This window comes from Rhodococcus sp. ACS1, from assembly GCF_002300155.1.
Classification (GTDB): Bacteria; Actinomycetota; Actinomycetes; order Mycobacteriales; family Mycobacteriaceae; genus Rhodococcus_F; species Rhodococcus_F koreensis.
Genome location: NZ_NSDZ01000012.1, coordinates 290,942 through 312,404 on the forward strand (window position 1 = coordinate 290,942; position 21,463 = coordinate 312,404).

The window sequence follows — 21,463 nt, forward strand, 5'->3', positions numbered from 1 at the left end:
ATCGGTGTTCTACGCCACAGAAATCTTCCAATTCTGTGGCGCGGTCCACCATGTACTCGACCCGAGCGGAGCTGTCCACCGTGAGCACTTCAGAACCCGAGGTCACCTCCAACACCACCTCGCCGCACCCGGAGGTCGACGCGGCCCTCGCCGACCTCGCCGAGGGCGAGAAGACCTGGGCCGACCTCTCCCTCACCGACCGCAGGACACTCCTCGACAAGGTGCACGACCTCACCGTGCAGCATGCCGCCGACTGGGTGGACGCCGCGGTCGCGATCAAGGGCCTGGACCCGAAGTCGCCGCTGGTCGGCGAGGAATGGATGTCCGGACCGTACCCGCTGGCCACCGGCACCGCGGCACTGTCCGCGAGTCTGGCGAAGCTCGACGCCGGCACCAGCCCACTGGACGGCGCCACGTTCGGCACCGCGCCGGGCGGCCGCACCACGGTCAAGGCGTTGCCCCTGAACATCTTCGACAAGTTGCTGCTCAGCGGATTCAGCGCGGACGTGTGGCTGCAGCCGGGAATCGATCGTGCGACGGCACAGCGTGACGCCGGCCTCGCCCAGCGCGACCCGTCGCGGACGCAGGGCGTCGGCGTGGTCCTGGGCGCCGGAAACATCACCTCGATCGCCCCGCTCGACACCCTGTACGAACTGATCGCGCACAACCGCGTCGTCGCCCTCAAGCTCAACCCCGTCACCGACCGCCTGCTGCCCGTGCTGACGCGGGTCCTCGAACCGCTCATCTCGATCGGCGCGGTCCGGTTGCTGACCGGCGGCGCGGACGTCGGAACATACCTGGTGCACCACGACCTGGTCGACCACGTGCACATGACGGGCAGCGCACTCACCCACGACGCGATCGTGTTCGGGACCGGCGAGGACGGTGCGCGGCGCAAGGCGGCGAACGAACCCCTCCTCGGCAAGGCCATCTCGAGCGAACTCGGCGGCGTGTCCCCCACCATCGTGCTGCCCGGCGAATGGAGCCGCGCCGACATCAAGTTCCAGGCCGAACACATTGCGACGCAACGACTGCACAACGGCGGCTACAACTGCGTCGCGGCGCAGGCGGTGGTCGTGTCGTCCGAGTGGAAGCAGCGCGACGAGTTCGTGGCCGCCCTGAAGCAGGCGCTCGACAAGGCACCGGAACGCACCGCGTACTACCCCGGCAGCGACGCCCGGGTCGCCGGCGCCGTCGCGTCGTTCCCCACCGCGGCCCGGCTGGGCGAGAACGGCGGACGCGTCCTGGTCAGCGATCTCGAGCCCGGCGCCTACGCCCCGCTCCTGCAGACCGAGTACTTCGCGCCGGTGCTCGGCGTGATCGACCTTCCCCACGGCGGCGCCGAGTTCGCGGCCCACGCCGCCGACCTCGTCAACGCGGACTTCGTCGGCACACTCGGGATCAACATCGTCGCGGCGCCGCACACCATCCACGAGATGGGTGCGGAGTTCGACTCGCTGCTCGAGAGCCTCCGCTACGGGACCATCGCAGTCAACGCGTGGACCGGCGTCGGCTACCTCACCGCCACCGCCACCTGGGGAGCCTTCCCCGGCCACACCCTGAACGACGTGCAGAGCGGCATCGGCGTGGTGCACAACGCGCTCCTCATCGACCGGCCGGAACGCACCGTCGTCCGCGGCCCTTTCCGGCCGTCGCCGCGGTCCATCCTGAACCGCGAGATGTCCATCTCGCCCAAACCCCCATGGTTCGTCACCAACCGAACCGCCGCCACGACGGGCCGATTGCTGACAGGATTTGCCGGTGCACCCTCATGGACCCGCCTGCCGGCGATCTTCGCGTCCGCGCTGCGTGGGTGAGGGCTGCGAGTCCTCGTCCCGTCACCCCCGTCGAAGTGGAGATGAACGATGAATCAGGAACTGTCTGTGGCCGACTACGTGATCGTGGGGTCGGGTTCGGCAGGTGCGGTGCTCGCCGACCGGCTCAGCGCCGACTCCGGCAGCGAGGTCGTGGTCCTCGAGGCGGGCGGTGAGGACAAGGACAAGTTCGCGCACATCCCCGCCGCCTTCTCGAAACTGTTTCGCAGTGAACTGGATTGGGACTACCTGACGGAGCCGCAACCCGGGCTCGGCGGGCGTACGATCTACTGGCCGCGCGGCAAGATGCTCGGCGGCTCGTCGTCGATGAACGCGATGATGTGGGTGCGCGGATTCGCCGCCGACTACGACGAGTGGGCCGAACTCGCCGACGACACGTGGTCGTTCAGGGAAGTGGTCAAATACTTCCGCCGCATCGAGAACGTGCAGGACGCGTCGGACGCCGACAGCGGCACGGGCGGACCGATCGTCGTCTCGCACCAGCGGAGCCCCCGCGCCCTCACCGCGTCGTTCCTCGCGGCCGCCGAGGAGACCGGCTACCCCGTCGAACGGGCGAACACCACTCGGCCCGAAGGCTTCTCACAGACCCTGGTCACGCAGAAACGGGGCGCGCGGTGGAGTACGGCCGACGCCTACCTGCGGCCGGCACTGAAGCGGAAGAACCTGACCGTCCTCACCGGCGCCCAGGCCACCCGGGTGCTGCTCGAGGGCTCCGCCGCCGTCGGCGTCGAGTACGAGAAGGACGGGGTGCGACGCACCGTCCGCGCCGCGAAGGAAGTGATCCTCGCCGGCGGGGCGATCAACTCGCCGCAACTCCTCATGCTGTCGGGCATCGGCGACGAGGCGCAGTTGCGGGCGCACGGCGTCGCGGTGCAGCAGCACCTGCCGGAGGTCGGGAAGAATCTGCTCGACCACCTGGTGTCGTTCCTCGGCTACAGCGTCGACTCGGACTCGCTGTTCGCCGCGGAGAAGATCCCGGAACTGCTCAACTACCTGACCCGCCGCCGCGGCATGCTGACGTCGAATGTGGCCGAGGCGTACGGTTTCACGCGCAGCCGGGACGATCTGGCACTGCCCGATCTCGAGATGATCTTCGGGCCGGCGCCGTTCTTCGACGAGGGCCTCATCCCTGCGACCGGGCACGCCGCGGTGATCGGCACCATCCTCGTCAAACCCGAGAGTCGCGGCGAGATCTCGCTGAAGTCGGCGAATCCCCTCGCCAAGCCGATCATCGATCCCCGCTATCTCAGCGACAGCGGCGGAGTCGACCGACGGGCGATGCTCGAAGGACTGCGCCTGTGCGACGCCCTCGCGTCCGCGCCCGCGCTGAAGTCGCGGCTCGGCAATCTGATTCGCCCGGCAGTGGAACCGAGCACCCCGATCGACGAGATCCTCGAGCGGGCACTCCAGGAGAACGCGCACACGCTCTACCACCCGGTCGGGACGTGCCGCATGGGCAACGACGACGCGAGTGTCGTCACACCCGACCTGCGGGTTCGTGGGGTCGACAAACTGCGCGTCGCGGACGCGTCGATCATGCCCGCCATCATCCGCGGGCACACCCACGCACCGTCGGTCCTCATCGGTGAGCGGGCGTCGGATCTGATCCGCAACTCGTAGGGCGCTTCGCGCCCCGTGCGTGGTTTGCGAGTGCAGAGACTCGTTAACCACGCACGGGCGGCGGAGCCGCCTAGTAGCGGCGCGCCGCGTAGAACGGCATCGAATCGAGCGGCGACTGCTTGACGGGCTGCCCGGCGGTGGGCGCGTGGACGACCGTGCCGTTCCCGGCGTAGAGCCCGACGTGCTCCGCCCCGTTGAACAGGACCAGGTCACCCGGTTGCAGGCTGCCCTTGTCGACGGGCGATCCCCCGTTCAACTGGTCGTAGGTGGTACGGGGCACCGAGATGCCCACCTGCTTGTACGCCCACTGCACGAGGCCCGAGCAATCGAAGGAGTTCGGCCCGGTGGCGCCCCAGACGTACGGCGAGCCGATCTTCGACTCGGCGGCGGCGAGAGCCTGAGCGCCGTGGGTGGCCGGCATCGCCGGCGGGGCCGGGACCGGTCCCGGCAGTGGCCCGGGGTTCGGAGCCGGAGCGGATGGAACCGGAGGCACTGGCGGTACACCCGGTACCTCGAATGTCCCAATTCCTGGGATGGTGATCGGCTCCGCTGCAGCGGGAGCGACGGGAAGCAGGAACGCTCCCACTCCCACACCGGCGGCGATCAGAAGACCGCCGGTCGAAAACTGCAGACGATTGCCCCGACGCAATCTATGCTTGGCCATTGAGCTGAGTCCTTCAATTTTTGAGAGTCCGGCGACTTCCGTGCCGTTCGGACGAGACGTTAGATAACATCCCGGTCACGGACTCAGCGGACAACGGCCGATCGGCCCATACACATACCTGTTTTTGCAATACAGGTAGATAACGATTCGATATCGAACCGACCGGTCCGGCACGAAACACCAGAAACAGGTATGCGTTCGGGTAAATCGGCCCGTTACCGACGGCATCCCCGTCGTCCACGCTGTGTGCGTGTCACTGACCCAGAACTCAGAACCCGAGATCTTCGGGGAACCCGCAGATGCGGACGCCACGACCCTCACCGTCGTGGGTGCAGGCTCGCCCGTCGTCTTCCTGCACGGATGGGGACTCACCCCGCGGGTGTACGACCGCAGCCTCGCGATGCTCGCTCAACACGGGCATCGCGTCGTCACGCCGACGCTCCCCGGCTTCGGCGGCACCCCCGACCACGCGCCCGAGGACCGCACCTTCGCCGGTTACGCGGCCTGGCTCGGACGGTTCCTCGACGACGCGGGAATCAGTGAACCGGTCACCCTGGTCGGCCACTCGTTCGGCGGCGGCGTCGCCATCCAGGCTGCCCACGACCTTCCGGAGCGGGTCGCGCGCCTGGTCCTGGTCAACTCCGTCGGCGGCGGCGCCTGGTCGTCCGACGGCTGGCACACCCGGCCCATCGACGAGCGACCACTGTGGGACTGGGGCGCCTCGGCCCTGGGTGAGGCGCTGTCGATCCGGACCATCGCGCACACGACGGCATCGCTCGTCAACGGTTTTCTGCCCAACGCGCTACGGGATCCGGGTGCGGTCTGGCGAACGGCACACCTGGCCAGACGGGCGGATCTGCGCCACGAACTCGGCGTCCTCGCCGACCGTGGCCTACCGGTGTCCCTCCTGTGGGGTCGCGGGGACCGGACAATTCCCCTCGCCAGCTTCGAGTCGATGAGGAAGGCGCTACGCAATCCTCGCGTCATTACCGTGACAGGCAACCACGGCTGGCTGATCCACGACCCCACCTCTTTCGCCGACGCCGTCCGCCGGGCACTCCACCGCCCGTGAGTGGTCGGCGAGTGTAGGGACTCGCTCACCACGCACGGGCGGCGGAGCCGCTCAGCCTGCAGCGACCACCGGGTTTCCGTCGGCGTCACTGCCGGGCGGATACGTGCCGTTCGCGTACGGGTTGTAGTCGTTGGTGAACAGGCCCTCCGCCGTCGTCCCGCCCGGTTTCAGCACCCCCAACCGCACGCCCTGGTCGATCCAGATCTGGAATTCCCCGGGATCGATCACTCCCCCGGCCGCGGGCACGCCGGCACTCTTCCACTGCCGGACGAACTCCGTCGACTCGTTACGCCCACGACCCTCGACGATCTTCACGAAACGATCGACCACCTCCTCCTTCGGCACCGTCTGCGTCCACCGCACGGCGCGCGCGACGCCCTGCACGAAGTCGCGGACGGCGTCCTCGTTCTTCGAGATGAAATCGTTCCGGAACACCACCGCCCCGATCCCCAGCGGGCCGGTGAGATCGACATCCGTGAACAGCGGCGTCAACCCGCCCCGGCCGAGCGCGGCATCCTTGACGATCCCCCCGAGATTCCCCACGTCGATCTGCCCCGACCGCAGTGCCTGTTCCGTGTTGTTCGGCGGCACCACGGTCAGCTCCACCTGGTTGATCTCGTCGTTGGTCAGGCCGGCACGGAACAGCCATTCCTTGATGACGTACTCGTGGTAGGCGCCGAGGGTGTTGATTCCCACCTTCTTCCCGATCAGATCGCGGGCCGTCCGGATGGGACTGCCGTCGAGGACGTAGTAGCCGTTGAAGCTGTCGGCCTCGGTGTCGCCGTCCGATCCGTATACCGACACGACCCCGGTCAGCGGTGCCCCGGCATCGACGAGTTTGGCGATGGCGCCATTGAAGGCCGCCCCGAAGTCGGTCTCCCCGGTGGCCGCGGACTGAATGCTCTGCGGCCCACTCGTCGTGTCCCCCAACCACTCCAGTTGCACCTTCTCGAAGAACCCGAGATCCTCCGCAAGCTCGGGGAAGGTGACACTGGCCGGGCTGCCCTCGTACCGCAGCACCGTCTTGCCGTCCTCCGTCGTCCCGCCGCCCGAGGACGACCCACCACATGCCGCGACCACCAGCGCCACGGCCGTGACCAGCACCGCGGCGGCAAACGATCTGTTACGGCGCAACCCGATCGGCGACTCAGCCCTCATGTCGTCGTCCCCCTGGCTCAGTCGGAGCCGTGGAACGCGGTGCCGGCCACCGACCGCGACGGCTGACCGTCGACGCCGACCGGAACATCACCTTCGACCGTGGTGCGGTACAGCACCCGCACGACGTCGAGATGATCGAGATCCGCCGGCGCGAGGTGCGCGGTGATGCGGTTGTCCCACACCCCGATGCTGTTGTTCTGCCAGCGAACTCGAACCGTGTACGCCGGGTTCGTGACCTCCTCGAACAGCAGGTCGAGGATCCGGTCGCTCTGCGCCGGGGAGACGCCGAGGATGCGGCTCGTGAAGCCGGGGGTGACGAACAGCCCCCGCTCACCGGTCTCCGGATGCACGCGGACCACCGGATGCTCCGTCACGATCGGTTTCGTGGTGACGTTCTGTTCGGCGTCACTGCCCGCCTCCCAGCGCTTCTGCCGTCCCCCGAACCGGTGTTCGGCGCGCAGGCCGTCCACGAACGACTTCAACGATTCCGGCAGATTCGCGTACGCCGCCGCGAGATTGGTCCAGGTGGTGTCGCCCCCGACGTCCGGCACCAGTTCCGACCGCAGGAACGTGATCGCCGGCGGGTTCACCAGCGCCGAGACGTCGGTGTGCCAGAAGTTCGCGTAGCTGTACTTGCGGGCGCCGCCGCGGGCCGCGTACTTGCGGCTGTCCACCTCCAGGATTTCCGGGTAGCCCTCGGGGGCGTTGTAGTCGTACGGATGGGCGGGTGTCACCTTCCCGAAGTGCCGGGAGAACCGGATCTGCGCCGCGTGGTCGAGGGGCTGGTCGCGGAAGAACAGCACCTTGTGGTCAAGCAACGCCTGCCGCAGTCGTGCGGCGGTGGCCTCGTCCAGGTCACCCGCGAGATCCACACCGCTGACCTCGGCGCCGATATAGCCGGCGATGGGAGCGATCCGGAGCTCGGTGGCGACACCGGGACGGTCGTCGATAACTGTCATTTTCGTCTCCTTTATGGACTCGTGCGCCTTTCTGGTAGCGCCAGCTACCAGAAAGGCGCACGGGCGGCGAAGCCGCCTACTTCTCGCCGCGGAACGCCGCGCCGGCGATGGACGTGGATTCCTTGCCGTCGGGGCCGACGGGAACGTCGCCCTCGAGGGTGGTGCGGTACAGGACCCGGGTGACGTCGAGGTGGTCGAGGTCGGTGGGCGCGAGGTGGGCGGTGGCACGGTTGTCCCAGAACGCGAGGCTGCCCGGCGCCCAGCGGAAGCGCACCGTGTAGGCGGGGTTCGTCACCTCGGCGAACAGGAGGTCCAGCAGGCGGTCGCTCTGGGACGGCGACACCCCGACGATCCGGGCGGTGAACCCGGGTGTCACGAACAGGGCACGCTCCCCCGTCACCGGGTGAACCCGGACCACCGGGTGTTCGGTGACGAGCGGGTTCTCCCGCGTCTTCTGGGCGTAGCTGCTGTCCTCGGCCCACTGCGGGTGCCTGCCGCCGAACCGGTGCTCGGCGCGGAGGCCGTCGACGAGGCGCTTCAGTGAGTCCGGCAGACCCTCGTAGGCGGCGACGAGGTTGGTCCACTGGGTGTCGCCACCCTGCTCCGGGACGAGGTGCGCACGCAGGATAGTGCCTGCCGGCGGGTTGATCAGCGCGGTGACGTCGGTGTGCCACTTGTTGTCGTAGCTGTACTTCTTGCGCCCGAACCGCTTCTCGTACTTGCGGCTGTCGACGGCGAGGATCTGCGGGAAGCCCTCGGGTGCTTCGTCGTCGTACGGGTGCGACGGCGTCACGTCACCGAACCTGCGGGAGAACGCGATCTGTTCGGCGTGCCCGATCTCCTGGTCGCGGAAGAACAGCACCTTGTAGCGATGCAGGGCGTCGCGAACCTGTGTTACCTCGTTGTCGGCCAGTTCTTTCCGGAGGTCGATACCGGAGATCTCGGCGCCGATGTGCCCGGCGACGGGACGGACCTCGAGCGCGGTGTCGGCGGACCGATCCGAGTCGGTGGGCGCTGCGGTGGTGACGGTCATGGGTACTCCTGGGTTTCGGGCTGAATCGATACGTCGCGATCATCATCGAATCCCGAACCACGTTGCTACAACGCTTTTTTCACAATGCGAAAAAGGTTCACCCTGAGTTTTTCCCTACCGGAACGCGGGAAATGCGGTTCCGGCGCCCGCACCGATCCGCGCCGCGACGCCCCGCATCAGCGGCACGATCTCCCGCACGAGATCGTCGGTGAGTCGCCGACGGAGCGCCTGGACTCCGAGCGCGCCGCGGGGCCGTCCGTCGGCGTCGAGAACGGGAACCGCGACGGCGAGCACGTCCCGGTTCTCGGCGGAGAAGGCTGCGGCGTACCCCCGCCGCCGGACCCGTTCGAGGTCCGAGGGCACCGGCACCGAACTGCCTCGCCGGGCGGACGCCGTGCCGAACGCCAGAATCGCCATGCCCATCGCGCTGGTCTGCAGTGGCTGACGCGCCCCGGGCAGCTGATGCGTGCAGAACCGTTCGGGTGGGCGCGCGGAGAAGACGGTGACCGCGACATCGTCCTTCGCGACGCCGAGGCTGGCGGTCAGTTTCACCCGCGCGGCGAGCGAATACAGGTGCGGCGCGAACGCTTCGGCGTCGTGCCGCCCCAGCGACGGCACGGCGAGGGAGATCAGGCTCGGCCCCACCCGATAGCAGTCGGTGTGCTCGTCGCGTTCGAGCAATCCGCCGCGGACGAGGGCCTGCACGATGCGGTACGCGGTGCTGACGGCCAATCCGGTGCGGGCGGCGAGCGCGCTGACCGTCAGGTCGGTGGCTCCGCCCTCGAAGCAGGCGAGGACCGCGATCGCCCGCTCGACCGCCTGCGACCCCGACCGCGGTGAATTCACCAGGCCTCCTTACCGTCTGGACGCAGTCAGGCCGACCGCGCGGCGTCGTACTCGGGAAGCGGCACCGCGAACCGGTCGCGCAGGGTCTTCTCCGCGTATTCGTGGCGGAACAGTCCCCGCTTGCGGAGCAGGGGCACCACTTCGTCGACGAAGGTGTCGAGGCCGGACGGGAACGCGTCGGGCATGAGGTTGAATCCGTCGGCCGCCTCGGCGCGGAACCACGCCTCGATGGTGTCGGCCACCTGTTCCGGGGTGCCGATGACGGCTCGGTGCCCGCCGCCGCCGTTCAGCTCGCGCAGGAGCTGGGCGACGGTCAGGTTCCGCTCACGCGCCAGCCCGACCACCGATTCGCGGAATCCGAGGGAACCCGAGAACGTCGCCGGGTCGGGCGGCCCGTCCAGCAGCGACTGCGGGATCGGCTGGTCGAGGTCGAGTTCCGCGAGCGGGACACCGAGCGTCAGACCCAGCCGGTCCCAGCCGAACCGGGCGGGGACGTGTTCGCGGAGCTGCTCGTGTCGAGCGATCGCCTCCGCTTCCGTCGAGCCGATGACGGTGATCAGCCCGGGCAGGATCTTTACGTCGTCCGGGTTGCGGCCTTCCGCCCGCGCCACGTCCTTGACGTGCTTGTAGTGCCTGCGCGCGGAGTCGAGCGTCAGTTCCGCGGAGAATACGCCGTGAGCGGTGCGTCCGGCGAGCTCGCGCCCGGCGGGTGATCCACCCGCCTGCACGAGCGGCGGCTGCCCCTGCTCCGAGCCGGAGCCCGCAGCACGCCGTCGACGTCGAAGAACTCGCTGTGGTGCGACACCGGGACACCGCTGCGAGCGCTCTCCCACAGCGCGGTGACCACACCGACGAACGCCTCGGCACGGCGGTAGCGGTAGTCGCGGTCCGGGATCTGGTCGAAGCCGAAATTGGCTGCCGCCGTCGGTGAATACGTGGTGACCACGTTCCACCCCACCCGGCCACCGCTGAGGTAGTCGAGGGACAGGAAGCGTTCGGCGAGATCGCGCGGGTCGTTGAACGTGGTGGAGGCGGTCCCGATCAGCCCCAGATTCTCGGTGGCTGTCGCGACGGCCGCCAGGATCACCGACGGTTCCAGCGCCCGGGTCGGCTTGACCCGGGGGTTCTCCCAGAAGCCGGGACCGTCGGCGAGGAAGAACGCGTCGAGGGTGCCGCGCTCAGCGATCCGCGCGACCCTGGTGAAGTGGTCGAGATCGACGAACGAGTGGGCGTGCACGTCGTCGAGCGTCCACGCCCCGGGGGCGATGCCCACGTCGAGCACGTTCACGTTGAGCACCAGTTGGCGTCGGGAGCTACTCACGGCTTTGCCTTCCGAATCAGAAGAATCCGGTGTCGGGGAGCGGTGTCTCGTTGACCACGAGGTCGCCGATCACCCGCGCCTTGTACACCGTCGGGTTGTGGGAGAACAGGGTTCGCAGGTTCCGCCAGTGCCGGTCCAGGTGCGCGGACTCCCGGGTGGCCGAGGCACCGCCCACCTCGAACAACCGGGTGGCGGCCCGGAGCGCGACGTCCTCGATGGACACCTTCACCTTGGTGGCCAGGACCGCAGCGTCCTGCTCGAGCCGGGCGTCGACGCCGGACGTGCGGGCAGCGTCCGCGGCCACATCCTGGGCTGCGGCGGCCGCGCGGACCACCGACTCCGCCGCGAAGGCCGCCGCCGACAGCGTTCCGACGACCTCGAGCAACTGCGGGTCGTGCCGTGGTTCCTCGGCGGCGGCGAACACGAAACTGCGCTTGCGGCCGCGGATCAGCGCGGCGGACTCGGTCGTGACGGTGCGGAGGATGCCCGCCGCGATCGCGTGCAGGTACAGCTGAGGAAGCGCCTGACGCGGCCGGGTCTCCTCGTCGCCACCCCGGAACGGAAGGGTCTCGGACTCGGCGACGGCGACGTTCTCGAACACGGTCGTCCCGCTGCCGGTGTGACGCTGGCCGATTCCGTCCCAGTCGTCCTCGTGGACGATCCCCGCGCGGTCGGCGGGCACGATGGCGCTGAGTGCCTTTCCATCCGGGACGTTGGCGGAGACCCGGATGAAATCGGAGTACAGCGAGCCGGTGCTGTAGAACTTCACCCCGTCGAGGCGGTACCCGCCGGACTGCGGAGTCAGCGTGGATTCGAAACTGTAGGAGCCGACGGCGCGGGTGCTCAGTTCCGAGGACGCGCCGCCGAACAGCTTGCCCGACAGGACCTCCGGCAACCATGCGTCCTTGCGTTCGGTGCGCGGGACCCGCAGCAGCTCCTCGACGAAGGCGTAGTGGACGCGGATGATGTGCGGAACATCGGGATCGGCCTCGGCGAGGTCGATCACCAGGTCGAACAGATCCTGCAGGGTGTACCCGCCGCCGCCCTGTTCGCGGGGCACGCGCACGGCCCCGAGGCGGTGCTCGCGGATCAACTCGACGGCGCGGTGCGGTCCTTCGGTCCCGCCACCGGCACGCCGCCGCGCGGCGTCGTCGGCGATCTCGGCGATCACGGCCGCCAGTTCGGCGGAGCCGCGTGCGGGCGGACGCACCGCCTCCGGCGCGGGCGCCTCGGATACCGCTGTCATGGTGAATCTCCTGTCTTCGGTGAAATGGTCAGCTGACCGGGAACGCGCTGCGGCCGCCGGACAGCACGGTCTCCGCCGTCTGCAGACCCAATCGGTCACGCAGGGTGGGCCGCGGGTCGTGGAGTGACGGGTCGCGCCGAACCGCGTCGAGCAGGGCGGGCAGATCGGTCGCGGTGAACCCTCGGACGATCACGCCGTCGGCTTCCGTCGCAGGTGGGATGCTGCCTGGTGTCCACTGCAGGTCGATGAGCAGCGCCTGGTCCCGGGCGGCGTCCGGGTCGAAGTGCGCCCGGTACCGGCGCACCGAGTCCTCGTCCGGAAGGATCACCGCGTCGGCGGTGCGCCGCGCCGCGACCTGTTCGGCCTCGGTCGCGGGGTGCCAGAAGACGGGCGGCTTGCGTTGCGGCGGTTCGGGAACATTGAGTGGGCCGGAGACGGAGAAGATCCCCGAGTGATCGATGTGGACGATCCGTTCGGAGTCCGCGAAGATGCCGCGCTCGGCGTCGTCGACGATGCTGTCGCCGGGCCAGCTCTCCCACAACTTCCGGACGACCGACACGGCATCGACGGCCGCGTTCACCGGGCCCGACCCGATCAGCCAGCCGGCCCTGCCGTGGGATCCGTGGTCGAGGGAACCGAGCCGGCGCGCGAGATTGAACGGGTGATCGCGGACGACGGCGCCGGCCACCACCAGTCCCACCGTGCTCGTGTGCCGGGCCAGGACGGTGGCGGCCACCGTCGCATCGATCCTCGGCTCCACCTCGTTCTTGTGGTCACCACCGAGAATGAGGAAGTCGATTCCCGACTCGTCGATGCTGCGCCCGAAGTCTTCTCGCCGCGCCTGCTGCCTCGGGTCGAGCACGTGCGTGACGACGGCGGCATCGAGGTGCAGCCCGACGACGGAATGTCGGCTCATGACGGTTCCCCTCTCCGCGATTGCCTTTTACCTTCCCAGAGCGTCGCGCCCGGGACGAGCATTGCGCTCAGTGTGATTGTGGACGCGGTGTCGAATGAAACACTGTGCTCCACAGCGTCACTCACTTCCGTTCGGTCCACGTGTCGTAGAACCACGGCACGGAGTTGGCCGCATTGCGGAAATCGTGGATGTGCGGGGCGACGGCGAAGATCTGGGTGTCGAGCAGAAGCGGGATCGTGTAAGCGTTGTCGATCACGTGATCCTGAATCTGTTCGATCAGCGCGATCCGCTTGTTCCGGTCCGTCTCGGTGACCTGTGATCGGAGCAGGCCGTCGAGATACGGGTCGTTGCCTTCGAGCTGGAACAGGTCGCCCTGGTCGCTGTCGTAGTTCTGGGTCAGCCGGAAGGTGTCGGCCGTGGGCCACCCGTTGCGGCGCAGACTCAGTTTCGGATCCGCGCTCGCCTTCGGGTAGTTCGCGAAGTCGGTCTGCTTCAGCTGCACCGAGATCCCACCGCACGAAGCTGACGCTGGACGAGTTCGTACAACGGTTTCGACGTGTGGTCGTAGACGTCGATGTACAGGCTGAGTTCGAGCGGCCTGCCGTCCTTCTGCCGAATCCCGTCGGCGTCCCGCGCGGTCCAGCCCGACGCGTCGAGCCGGCGGTTCGCTTCGTCCGGGTCGAAGCGCACCTCGTCGGAGCGGTCCTTCCACCCCAGCGCGCCCTCGGTGATGATGCTGTTCGCAGGCTTCCAATTGTCCGAGTACAGGGTGGACACGATCTGGTCGCGATCGATTCCGTACATCAGCGCCTTGCGAACGTTGACGTCGTCGACGAAATCGGCGGTCTGCCGCACGTCCAGGACGTTGGCCAGACCCGGGGTGCGCAGTCCCAGAACGGTGAATCCCTCCTTCTGCAGCAGGGCCTCGTCCGGCGGCTGGGTGTACCGCAGGGCGTCGCCCTCCCCGGAGCGCAACGCACCCACGCGGATGCTGTCTTCCTCGATCGGCACTACCGTCACCGAATCGAGGTACGCCTCGCCTTGGTGCTTCGCGGTGGCGGGCGCCCAGTCGTACCCGCGGCGCTTGACGAGTCTGATCTCCTTGTTCGGAATCTCCGACTCCGCGACGAAGGGACCGCTGCCGATCAGATTGGTCACCACCGACTGATCTTCCTTGCTGGCGTCGATGGTCGCGTCCGCGACGAGCCCGGCCGTGTTCATCGACAGCGCCGCCAGGAAGGGGGCGTTCGGTTCCGCCAGGTGCACCGTGACCGTGCGTGCGGCCGCGTCCGTGTCGACCGCCGTCATCTTCGGGAACCAGGCGTTACGGGGGATGCCCTTCGGCTTGTCACCCTCGGCCAGCCACTCGATGTTGCGTTTCACGCTGGCGACGTCGAGGGGACTGCCGTCGCTGTAGGTGACGCCGTCGCGGATGACGAAGTGGTAGGTGGTTCCCGGCTCGTCGACGGTCCAGCTCTGCGCGATCCACGGCTCGAATTCGAAGGTCTCCGGGTCCTGGTACACCAGTCGGTCGAGAAGCTGATCCTTGACGAGACTGTTCTGCCAGTACGACACCTGGATCTGCATCGACGCCGTCACCTCGGCGTCGAGGTACACCAGGTCTCCCCCCGGCTTGACCTGCGAAGCCGTCTCGGTGGCACCGTGCGCCTGACTGCACGACGCCACCACCACCGCCGTTGCCGCGATGCACGCCGCCAGGCGGAAGCGTCCGAACCTGCGTGCCATGAACCGTGAACCTCCGGGTTGTGTGAAGTGGCGTCGAAAACTGTGAAGCATTCAGGCGGTGAGCGGAATCCTGCCGGGGACCGCATCGATCAGGCGCGCCGTGTACGGGTCGGCCGGGTTGCCGAAAACCTCGGCGACCGAACCGGACTCGACCAGGCGTCCGTGTTCGAGCACGGTCACCGTGTCCGAGATCTGACGGACCAGGCTGAGGTCGTGGGAGATGAACAGGTACGTCAAACCGAGTTGGGCCTGCAGATCCACCAGAAGGTCGACGATCTGCGCCTGCACGGTGACGTCCAGTGCCGACGTCGGCTCGTCGAGCACCAGGATCTTCGGGGCGAGGACGAGCCCCCGTGCCAGCACCACTCGCTGACGTTGACCGCCCGAGATCTCCAGGGGCCTCCGCCCCAGCACCTCGGCCGGCAACGCGACCTTGTCCAGCACGTCACGCACCGCGGAGTGCCGGCTCGCCCGGTCACCCGATCCGGCGATGCGCAGCGGCTCCTCGATCACGTCGGCGATGGTGTAGCGCGGGTCCATCGCGGCCAGCGGATTCTGCTGCACCGTCTGCAGCACCCGGGAATTCTGGCGGTACGACCGCGGGTCGGTCTTCAGTGGCCGGCCGTCGACGAACACCTCACCGGAGTCGAACGTGCTGAGTCCGGTGATGATTCGCGCGGTGGTGGTCTTTCCGGAGCCCGATTCGCCGACCAGTGCGTGGGTGCTGCCACGGGCGACGGCGAACGACACCGAGTCGAGTGCGGCCACCGTCGCCTGCCCGCCCTTGCCGCGCCTGCCGGTCGCGAACGTCTTCGTCAGGTTCCGGACCTCGAGCAGCGGTGCCGCCGACGGGGCCGCGCCGGGGTTCCGGCCGGCGTACTTGCCCGGTGAGAGCGCGGGCGCGTCGCTCATGAGCTGCACGGTGTAGGGGTCCTTCGGGTGATCCAGGACGTCGCCGGCGGGTCCGGCCTCGCGGACGCGCCCCTCGTTGAGGACCAGAACCGAATCACTGTGGTCACGCACCAGTGCCAGGTCGTGGGTGATGAAGAGGATGCCGAGACCGAGTTCTTCCTGCAGGTCGGCGAGGAGGTCGAGAATGCGCTTCTGCACGGTGACGTCGAGCGCCGACGTCGGTTCGTCCGCGACGAGCACCGCGGGTTCGACGGCGATCGCGATGGCGATGAGAACGCGCTGCAGCTGGCCACCGGACAGCTGGTGCGGGTACGAGCGTGCGCGTTCGGCGGGATTGCGGATCCCCACGCGGTCGAGCAGGCGCGTCACCTTCGACCGGACGTCCCGGCGGGTGGCCCGCCCGTGCACGAGGAGGGTCTCCGCCACCTGGTCGCCGACGCGTTGCAGGGGGTCGAGTGAACCGAGCGGATCCTGCGGCACGAATCCGATGGTGCCGCCGCGCAGATCGCGCCACTGCTTCTGCCCGTACCCGGTCACGTCCCGGCCCAGGATGTGCACGCTGCCGGACGAGATCCGTCCGTTGCCCGGCAGGAGTCCGATGGCGGCCCGCGCGATGGTCGTCTTCCCCGAACCCGACTGGCCGACCACGGCGAGTGTCTGCCCGCGCTCGAGGTGGAAGCTCACGTCGTTCACCACCTGCGCGGCGGGCAGGTGCGGGGAGTCGGGCGCGTACTCGATGTGCAGGGACTGCGCAACGATCAACGGACCGTTGTCGTGCTGCCCGGCGGAACTCGTGACCGGTGCTTCCGCGATCGCTGTCATCAACCCACCTGCTTTCGGACGATCTGATTCAACTTGCCGACACTGAGCACAGTCAGGATGATGACCACGCTCGGGAACGCCACCAGCCACGGCGCGGTGGCGATGTAGTTGCGGCCCTCCGCGATGAGAAGGCCCCATTCCGGGTTCGGCGGCTGGGCGCCGTACCCGAGGAAGCTCAGCGCCGCGATGGAGAGGATCGCGGAACCGAACTGCAGCGCCGCCAGGGACAGCACCGACGAGTACGCGTTGGGCAGGATGTGCCGCCCCAGCAACCACACCTTGTTGGCGCCGAGGTGTTCACTGGCCTCGACGAACGGCTGATGCTTGATCGTGAGGACCTCCGAGCGCATCAGCCGGCAGAAGACCGCGACGGAGGAGACCCCGACGGCGATCGCGGCGTTGACGGTTCCAAAGCCCAGCGCGACGATGATGGTGATCGCCAGCAGCAGCGCCGGAATGGACAGCAGGACGTCGACGACGCGGCTGACGGTGGTGTCGTAGGCGCGGCCGAAGTACGCCGACGTCAGACCGAGCACACTGCCGACGACCAGTCCGAGGATTACCGCGATGACCGAGCCGCTGATGGTGGTCGCCGCACCGTGGATGACGCGGCTGAGCACGTCGCGGCCGATGTAGTCGGTACCGAACGGGTGGCCGAGGCTCGGACCCTCCAGCGGATGCTCCGGTGACTCGGCGAGCGGATCGAACGGCGCCAGCACACCCGGCAGCAGAATGCACAGCAGCACCAGGAGCAGGAACAGCACGGACAGGACGTCGCCGGCGCTCAGCCCGTGCCTGCGTGCCCACGACAGGCGCGGGGCCGCGGCGGGGCCGACCGGTGCGCGCCGCACAGGCGCGTCAACACTCATGCTGTGACCACTTTCTTGTCCGGCGCGAAGGAGATCCTCGTGTCGATCAGCGGGTACGCGAGATCTGCGAGCAGGTTCGCGACCACGAAGATGACCGACACCAGAATCACCACCGCCTGGATGATAGGGGTGTCCTGATTGCGGACTGCCTGTTCGGTGAGGTATCCGATTCCGGTGCGGGAGAACACCGTTTCGGTGATGACGGATCCGGCGAGCAGCTCCCCCACCGTGATGGCGACGATCGTGATGGTCGGGATCGACCCGTTCTTGAGCACGTGCCGGAAGATGATCCGGTTCTCCGACAGCCCCTTCGACCGCAGTACGTCGACATACGGTTGACCCGACGCGTTGTGCAGCCCCTGGATGAGCACCTGCGCGATGGGCGCGGACACGGGGATCGCCAGCGCGATGGCCGGCAGAATCACCGAGCGCACCCCCTCGTCCCTGATGGCGGAGACAAGTCCGAGTTCGAACGCGAAGAACTGCAGCAGCAACAGGCCGACGATGAACGAGGGCGTCGACAGAAACGCCGCCGGTACGGCGCGCGCGGCCTCCCGGACGCGTGCGGCCTTCGCGAACACCGCGGTCAGCGCGATGGCGAAGGCGAACACGATGGCGAGCAGCAACGCCGTGGACGCCAGCTTCAGCGTCGAGGGAAGCGCCGAGAACAGCAGGTGTTCGACAGACTTGCCCGACGTCAGCGAATAGCCGAGGTCGCCGTGCACGACCAGTCGTTGCACCGAGAGCGCGAACTGCTCGAACGCCGATTTGTCGAGGTTGTAATAGGCGATCAGCACTTCGGCGTCCTCCGCCGAAATCGGGTTCTCGGGACTGTTGATCTGCGATTCGATCGGGTTGCCGGGAAGAACGTTGAGTACGAAGAACACGAGGGTGTAAGACAGGGCGATCACGACGAACGCCTGCCCCACCCTTCGCGCCAGGTACCAGTAGTTCGGTCTCATTGCGCGCACCTTCGGGACATGCTGCCGGATGTGGGAATTCTGCGAAGTTTCTCGCACGGCCACCGTAGGCTCAGGGCCACCGGTTATCCGAGTCTTCCACTCGTCCTGATTTCAACACACGGCTTAAATGTCTGGTGTCCAACACCATTCATGTACCCGTCGACGCGTGCACGTGCGGAAACGGTGTTCCGCTCACGCTGCGGGGAAGGCTGTACGACCCCACCGTCGCCGCCGTAACGTCGCCCGTGTGGTCACCGTCTGGATCATCGCGGGTGCGTTCCTCCTGTTCCGTGGGGTTCCGGGCGTCGCCGCGCTGTGGCGGTCCCGGTCGTGGACCGGGTCCGAATGCTCGGTCGTCGACGTACGACCCGCGGTCACCTACGCGTACCGGGTCGGGGGCGACGAGTTCACCGGCCGGCGAGAGACATTCGATCCCGGTCCGGGATCCGGTGCCGCCGCGTCCGGTGCCGGCAGGAACGAATTCGTTGCCGGACAGGTCCTCTGGCTGTGGTACGACCCGCAGGATCCGCGGTCCAGCGTCCTCCGGCGCAGTGCGTCCGTATCGATGTTGCTGGTCGCCCTGGGGCTGACGTCCCTCGCCCTCGCGACATCCACCCTCTTCTCAGGAGATGCCCCTTGACATCACGACAGCAGACCCTCGAACCGACACCGGGAGACCTCGGATGAGTGTGATCCAGCGCAGCAGGACCTTCTACGGACTCGCGCTCGGTGAGCACCTGCTCGTCGACGCCATCCGCCGCGGCCGGGTCGACGAACTCGCCGCGTTCGTCGACCGAACCGGGGCGGACTTCGTTCTCGTCGGTGTCGAACGGGTGTCGCGGACCGCTCCCCGCCCCACCGCGGCCCTGTCCCCCAGCGTGTCCGCCGCGGCGCTGATCGCCGCCACCACCGACGTCGGTGTGTTCGTCACCGCCGTCCCCCACCTCGACCACCCGTACAACCTGGCTCGCCGCCTGGCCTCGCTGGACCACACCAGCCGCGGCCGCGTCGGCTGGCTCACCGGGGTGGAGGACCGGTCGGCGCCGGGCAACCTGACCTCGGCGGGGGTGTGGATCGAGGCCGGGCCGAGCCCTGCGGTGACGACGGACGCGATCCACGCCTCCCGCACATTGTGGGAGAGCTGGCCGGCCGACACGATCCGTGGACGCCCCGGCGACGTGCGCTTCGCCGATTCCGACCGCATCGTCTACGCCGACCACCAGGGGGTCTTCGACATCGCCGGCCCCCTCAACGTCCCGACACCGCCGCAGCAGAAGATTCCCGTCGCATGGTGGGCGGAGGAGGGCGACGACATCGTCTCCGCCGCCGAGGTTTCCGATATCGTCGTGCTGTCCGGCGGCGACGTCGACCGGCACGGCACGGCCGTGCGTGAGCGCGCCCTGCTGTTCGTCGTCGACGATCCCGACGCCACCGACGTGGACGGTCACATCGCGACCGTCACCGACCTCGACGCCGGCTTCTCCGCATGGGCGCGGCCGCCTCGGCCCCGCGGGTACCGGCAGCGGTCGCTCCGGGCGACGCTGCGGCTACCCGATCCGGCGGCTGCCCCGGCCCACCGCCGTCCGGTGTATCCCGGGTAGCGAGCGCACCTTCTGATCAAGTCGATTCTTACACATGACTTTCCGTTTACCCACGCCTATCGTTTCGGGAGCCCACTGGCCCACCCACAGGCCAGGACTCCCTCCCGGCGGCCGACCCGCGGTGCCGTCATCCGATACAGGTGGTGCAGCATGATCGAAGTCCGTTCCGTCACGAAACGATTCGGGAAGAGAGCCCGTTCCGTCGAGGTGCTCCACGACATCGACTTCACCGTCGGCACCGGCCAGATCGCCGCGGTGATCGGCCAGAGCGGGGCGGGCAAGACCACGCTGTCGCGCATCATCAGCCTGCTCGAGCGTCCGTCCGAGGGTCGCATCCTCCTCGACGGGACGGACGTCTCCGGGCTGTCCGAGCGGCGATTGCGGGAGCAGCGCCGCGCGATCGGCACGATCTTCCAGGCGTCGAGCCTCCTCGCCCGCCGGACCGCCGCCGAGAACGTGGCGCTGCCGCTGGAATTCGTCGGCATCGGCCGCACCGAGCGACGGGCACGGGTGGCGGAGCTGCTCGAGCGGGTGGGACTGTCCGACAAGGCCGACCTCTACCCCCGGCAACTGTCGGGCGGGCAGCGGCAACGCGTGGGGATCGCCCGCTCGCTGGCACTGGCGCCCAAGGTCCTGGTGTCCGACGAGGCGACGTCCGGACTGGACCCCGCCACCACCCGATCCATCCTCGCGTTGCTACGCGAACTGCGCGACGACCTCGGGCTGACGATCGTGCTGATCACCCACGAGATGGACGTCGTCCGCCAGGTCGCCGACGTGGTCACCGTCCTCGACGCGGGACGGGTCGTGGAATCGGGACCGGTGATCGACCTCCTGCGCGACCCCCGTTCCGAACTCGGCGTCGGGCTGCTCCCCGACCGTTCCCACATCACCGCGGAGGACCGGGACGTGCTGTGGCACGTCACCTACGGCTCCGACACCGTCCCCACCAACTGGATCGAGCGTCTCGGCACGGCGACCGGCCGGTCGATCGGGGTGCTCTCCGGGACCGTGGAGTCGGTCGGCGGACGCCCGGCGGGCCGGGTCACCATCTCGGTCGCCGGTGACCATCCGTCGGTCGGGGAGCTTCTGTCCTCGTGGGGCCTGCACGGGACACGGGTCGACGACAGCGCGTCCGCCCCGGCCACCGAGGAGGCGGCCGCATGAGCGCCGACAGCGTCGTCCTCGCCATCTCGACCCCCGTCGAGGAACTTCCCGAATTGTTCCTGCCCGCCCTGCAACAGACCGTGCAGATGGTCGGGATCACGGTGATCCTGGCGATCCTGCTGGGCACTCCGCTGGCGGTCATCCTGCACAACACCGCTCCCCGCGGGCTGTTTCCCAACCCGGCGGTCAACGCGGTCGCCGGTTGGGTGGTCAATCTCGGACGATCGCTGCCATTCCTGGTGCTGATGGCCGCCATCATCCCGTTCACCCGCTTCGTCGTCGGCACGTCGCTCGGGGTGCAGGCGGCGGCCGTACCGATGACGCTGGCCGCAACCCCGTACGTCGCGCGCCTGATCGAGAACTCGCTGCGCGACGTTCCGCCCGAAGTGGTGGAAGTGGGACGCGCGTCGGCCGGCTCGAACTTCCAGATCATCCGCAAAGTGCAACTCCACGAAGCGGTCCCGACCATCATCGGCGCCCTGACGATCGCGTTGATCGGCATCCTCGACATGTCGGCGATCGCAGGCGCCGTGGGAGCCGGCGGCATCGGCAACCTCGCCATCGCCTACGGCTACAACCGATTCGACAACACCGTGATGATCACGACGGTCATCGCGCTCGTGGTGCTGGTCCAGGTCATCCAACTCGTCGGCGACCTGGCAGCCCGCCTCACCAACCGACGCTGAGCCTTTCACTCCCACCCAGATCAGAGGA

At 68.2% G+C, this 21,463-nt stretch carries 19 protein-coding genes and 1 pseudogene; 7 read left to right on the forward strand and 13 right to left on the reverse strand.

All coding sequences use genetic code 11. The features are described from left to right. Positions 1–80: 80 nt before the first annotated feature. The gene (locus tag CJ179_RS45830) at positions 81–1,817 is read left to right on the forward strand and encodes an aldehyde dehydrogenase family protein (protein ID WP_095865930.1); all 1,737 of its coding nucleotides are present in this window, start codon (positions 81–83) and stop codon (positions 1,815–1,817) included. Between the two features lie 48 nt (positions 1,818–1,865). Next, positions 1,866–3,455 (forward strand): GMC family oxidoreductase, encoded by a 1,590-nt coding sequence (locus tag CJ179_RS45835; protein ID WP_095865852.1) that lies wholly within the window; start codon positions 1,866–1,868, stop codon positions 3,453–3,455. 70 nt (positions 3,456–3,525) lie between these two features. Here the strand turns inward: CJ179_RS45835 and CJ179_RS45840 are convergent, their stop codons facing one another. Next, positions 3,526–4,119 (reverse strand): C40 family peptidase, encoded by a 594-nt coding sequence (locus tag CJ179_RS45840; RefSeq protein ID WP_095865853.1) that lies wholly within the window; start codon positions 4,117–4,119, stop codon positions 3,526–3,528. A 244-nt stretch (positions 4,120–4,363) separates the two neighbouring features. Here CJ179_RS45840 and CJ179_RS45845 point away from each other — a divergent pair, with 244 nt between their 5' ends. After that, positions 4,364–5,191: an alpha/beta fold hydrolase gene (locus tag CJ179_RS45845; RefSeq protein WP_179377900.1), complete on the forward strand. Its 828-nt coding sequence runs from the start codon at positions 4,364–4,366 to the stop codon at positions 5,189–5,191. 51 nt (positions 5,192–5,242) lie between these two features. Here CJ179_RS45845 and CJ179_RS45850 read toward each other — a convergent pair whose 3' ends face one another. The 12 genes and pseudogenes from CJ179_RS45850 to CJ179_RS45900 all read right to left on the reverse strand — a co-directional run bounded on the left by CJ179_RS45850 (position 5,243) and on the right by CJ179_RS45900 (position 17,981). Beyond that, positions 5,243–6,349 (reverse strand): ABC transporter substrate-binding protein, encoded by a 1,107-nt coding sequence (locus CJ179_RS45850; RefSeq protein ID WP_072944146.1) that lies wholly within the window; start codon positions 6,347–6,349, stop codon positions 5,243–5,245. A gap of 17 nt (positions 6,350–6,366) precedes the next feature. Further along, a complete protein-coding gene (locus CJ179_RS45855) occupies positions 6,367–7,308 on the reverse strand; it encodes a TauD/TfdA family dioxygenase (RefSeq protein ID WP_072944144.1) in 942 nt (313 codons plus the stop codon). A 76-nt stretch (positions 7,309–7,384) separates the two neighbouring features. After that, positions 7,385–8,341, reverse strand: coding sequence for a TauD/TfdA family dioxygenase (locus tag CJ179_RS45860; RefSeq protein WP_095865854.1), 957 nt, complete (start codon positions 8,339–8,341; stop codon positions 7,385–7,387). Between the two features lie 114 nt (positions 8,342–8,455). Beyond that, positions 8,456–9,187, reverse strand: coding sequence for an IclR family transcriptional regulator (locus tag CJ179_RS45865; protein WP_072944141.1), 732 nt, complete (start codon positions 9,185–9,187; stop codon positions 8,456–8,458). A gap of 26 nt (positions 9,188–9,213) precedes the next feature. After that, positions 9,214–10,469: pseudogene (locus CJ179_RS45870) on the reverse strand (LLM class flavin-dependent oxidoreductase). 55 nt (positions 10,470–10,524) lie between these two features. Then, positions 10,525–11,754: an acyl-CoA dehydrogenase family protein gene (locus CJ179_RS45875; protein ID WP_095865855.1), complete on the reverse strand. Its 1,230-nt coding sequence runs from the start codon at positions 11,752–11,754 to the stop codon at positions 10,525–10,527. A gap of 28 nt (positions 11,755–11,782) precedes the next feature. After that, positions 11,783–12,670: an LLM class flavin-dependent oxidoreductase gene (locus CJ179_RS45880; protein ID WP_095865856.1), complete on the reverse strand. Its 888-nt coding sequence runs from the start codon at positions 12,668–12,670 to the stop codon at positions 11,783–11,785. 121 nt (positions 12,671–12,791) lie between these two features. Beyond that, the gene (locus tag CJ179_RS53500) at positions 12,792–13,172 is read right to left on the reverse strand and encodes a hypothetical protein (protein ID WP_257016207.1); all 381 of its coding nucleotides are present in this window, start codon (positions 13,170–13,172) and stop codon (positions 12,792–12,794) included. Next, on the reverse strand, positions 13,163–14,416 hold the full coding sequence (locus CJ179_RS45885; RefSeq protein ID WP_257016208.1) for an ABC transporter substrate-binding protein: 1,254 nt from the start codon (positions 14,414–14,416) through the stop codon (positions 13,163–13,165). Before CJ179_RS45885 ends, CJ179_RS53500 begins: the two co-directional genes overlap by 10 nt. A gap of 51 nt (positions 14,417–14,467) precedes the next feature. Next, on the reverse strand, positions 14,468–16,150 hold the full coding sequence (locus tag CJ179_RS45890; RefSeq protein ID WP_257016209.1) for an ABC transporter ATP-binding protein: 1,683 nt from the start codon (positions 16,148–16,150) through the stop codon (positions 14,468–14,470). Then, positions 16,150–17,019, reverse strand: a complete 870-nt coding sequence (locus tag CJ179_RS45895; RefSeq protein ID WP_179377901.1) for an ABC transporter permease — start codon at positions 17,017–17,019, stop codon at positions 16,150–16,152. Before CJ179_RS45895 ends, CJ179_RS45890 begins: the two co-directional genes overlap by 1 nt. Then, the gene (locus tag CJ179_RS45900; protein WP_179377902.1) at positions 17,016–17,981 is read right to left on the reverse strand and encodes an ABC transporter permease; all 966 of its coding nucleotides are present in this window, start codon (positions 17,979–17,981) and stop codon (positions 17,016–17,018) included. The genes CJ179_RS45895 and CJ179_RS45900 overlap by 4 nt, the downstream gene beginning before the upstream one ends. Positions 17,982–18,228: 247 nt before the next feature. On the opposite strand from CJ179_RS45900, the gene CJ179_RS45905 reads away from it, so the two are divergent. From CJ179_RS45905 to CJ179_RS45920, 4 genes are all read left to right on the forward strand, one after another. Then, complete coding sequence (locus tag CJ179_RS45905) at positions 18,229–18,621, forward strand: DUF3592 domain-containing protein (protein ID WP_095865858.1); 393 nt, start codon at positions 18,229–18,231, stop codon at positions 18,619–18,621. A 43-nt stretch (positions 18,622–18,664) separates the two neighbouring features. Continuing rightward, positions 18,665–19,582: an LLM class flavin-dependent oxidoreductase gene (locus CJ179_RS45910; protein ID WP_095865859.1), complete on the forward strand. Its 918-nt coding sequence runs from the start codon at positions 18,665–18,667 to the stop codon at positions 19,580–19,582. Positions 19,583–19,732: 150 nt separating this feature from the next. Then, positions 19,733–20,749: a methionine ABC transporter ATP-binding protein gene (locus CJ179_RS45915; protein WP_095865860.1), complete on the forward strand. Its 1,017-nt coding sequence runs from the start codon at positions 19,733–19,735 to the stop codon at positions 20,747–20,749. Continuing rightward, positions 20,746–21,435 (forward strand): methionine ABC transporter permease, encoded by a 690-nt coding sequence (locus CJ179_RS45920; RefSeq protein ID WP_072944128.1) that lies wholly within the window; start codon positions 20,746–20,748, stop codon positions 21,433–21,435. Before CJ179_RS45915 ends, CJ179_RS45920 begins: the two co-directional genes overlap by 4 nt. Positions 21,436–21,463 lie beyond the last annotated feature (28 nt).

Excerpts from the sequence above, each read along its gene's own strand:
- CJ179_RS45835 (WP_095865852.1), top strand. The coding sequence starts at position 1,866 with ATGAATCAGGAACTGTCTGTGGCCGACTACGTGATCGTGGGGTCGGGT.
- CJ179_RS45840 (WP_095865853.1), bottom strand. The coding sequence starts at position 4,119 with ATGGCCAAGCATAGATTGCGTCGGGGCAATCGTCTGCAGTTTTCGACC.
- CJ179_RS45850 (WP_072944146.1), bottom strand. The coding sequence starts at position 6,349 with ATGAGGGCTGAGTCGCCGATCGGGTTGCGCCGTAACAGATCGTTTGCC.
- CJ179_RS45855 (WP_072944144.1), bottom strand. The coding sequence starts at position 7,308 with ATGACAGTTATCGACGACCGTCCCGGTGTCGCCACCGAGCTCCGGATC.
- CJ179_RS45860 (WP_095865854.1), bottom strand. The coding sequence starts at position 8,341 with ATGACCGTCACCACCGCAGCGCCCACCGACTCGGATCGGTCCGCCGAC.
- CJ179_RS45875 (WP_095865855.1), bottom strand. The coding sequence starts at position 11,754 with ATGACAGCGGTATCCGAGGCGCCCGCGCCGGAGGCGGTGCGTCCGCCC.
- CJ179_RS45880 (WP_095865856.1), bottom strand. The coding sequence starts at position 12,670 with ATGAGCCGACATTCCGTCGTCGGGCTGCACCTCGATGCCGCCGTCGTC.
- CJ179_RS45885 (WP_257016208.1), bottom strand. The coding sequence starts at position 14,416 with ATGGCACGCAGGTTCGGACGCTTCCGCCTGGCGGCGTGCATCGCGGCA.
- CJ179_RS45890 (WP_257016209.1), bottom strand. The coding sequence starts at position 16,150 with ATGACAGCGATCGCGGAAGCACCGGTCACGAGTTCCGCCGGGCAGCAC.
- CJ179_RS45895 (WP_179377901.1), bottom strand. The coding sequence starts at position 17,019 with ATGAGTGTTGACGCGCCTGTGCGGCGCGCACCGGTCGGCCCCGCCGCG.
- CJ179_RS45900 (WP_179377902.1), bottom strand. The coding sequence starts at position 17,981 with ATGAGACCGAACTACTGGTACCTGGCGCGAAGGGTGGGGCAGGCGTTC.
- CJ179_RS45910 (WP_095865859.1), top strand. The coding sequence starts at position 18,665 with ATGAGTGTGATCCAGCGCAGCAGGACCTTCTACGGACTCGCGCTCGGT.
- CJ179_RS45915 (WP_095865860.1), top strand. The coding sequence starts at position 19,733 with ATGATCGAAGTCCGTTCCGTCACGAAACGATTCGGGAAGAGAGCCCGT.
- CJ179_RS45920 (WP_072944128.1), top strand. The coding sequence starts at position 20,746 with ATGAGCGCCGACAGCGTCGTCCTCGCCATCTCGACCCCCGTCGAGGAA.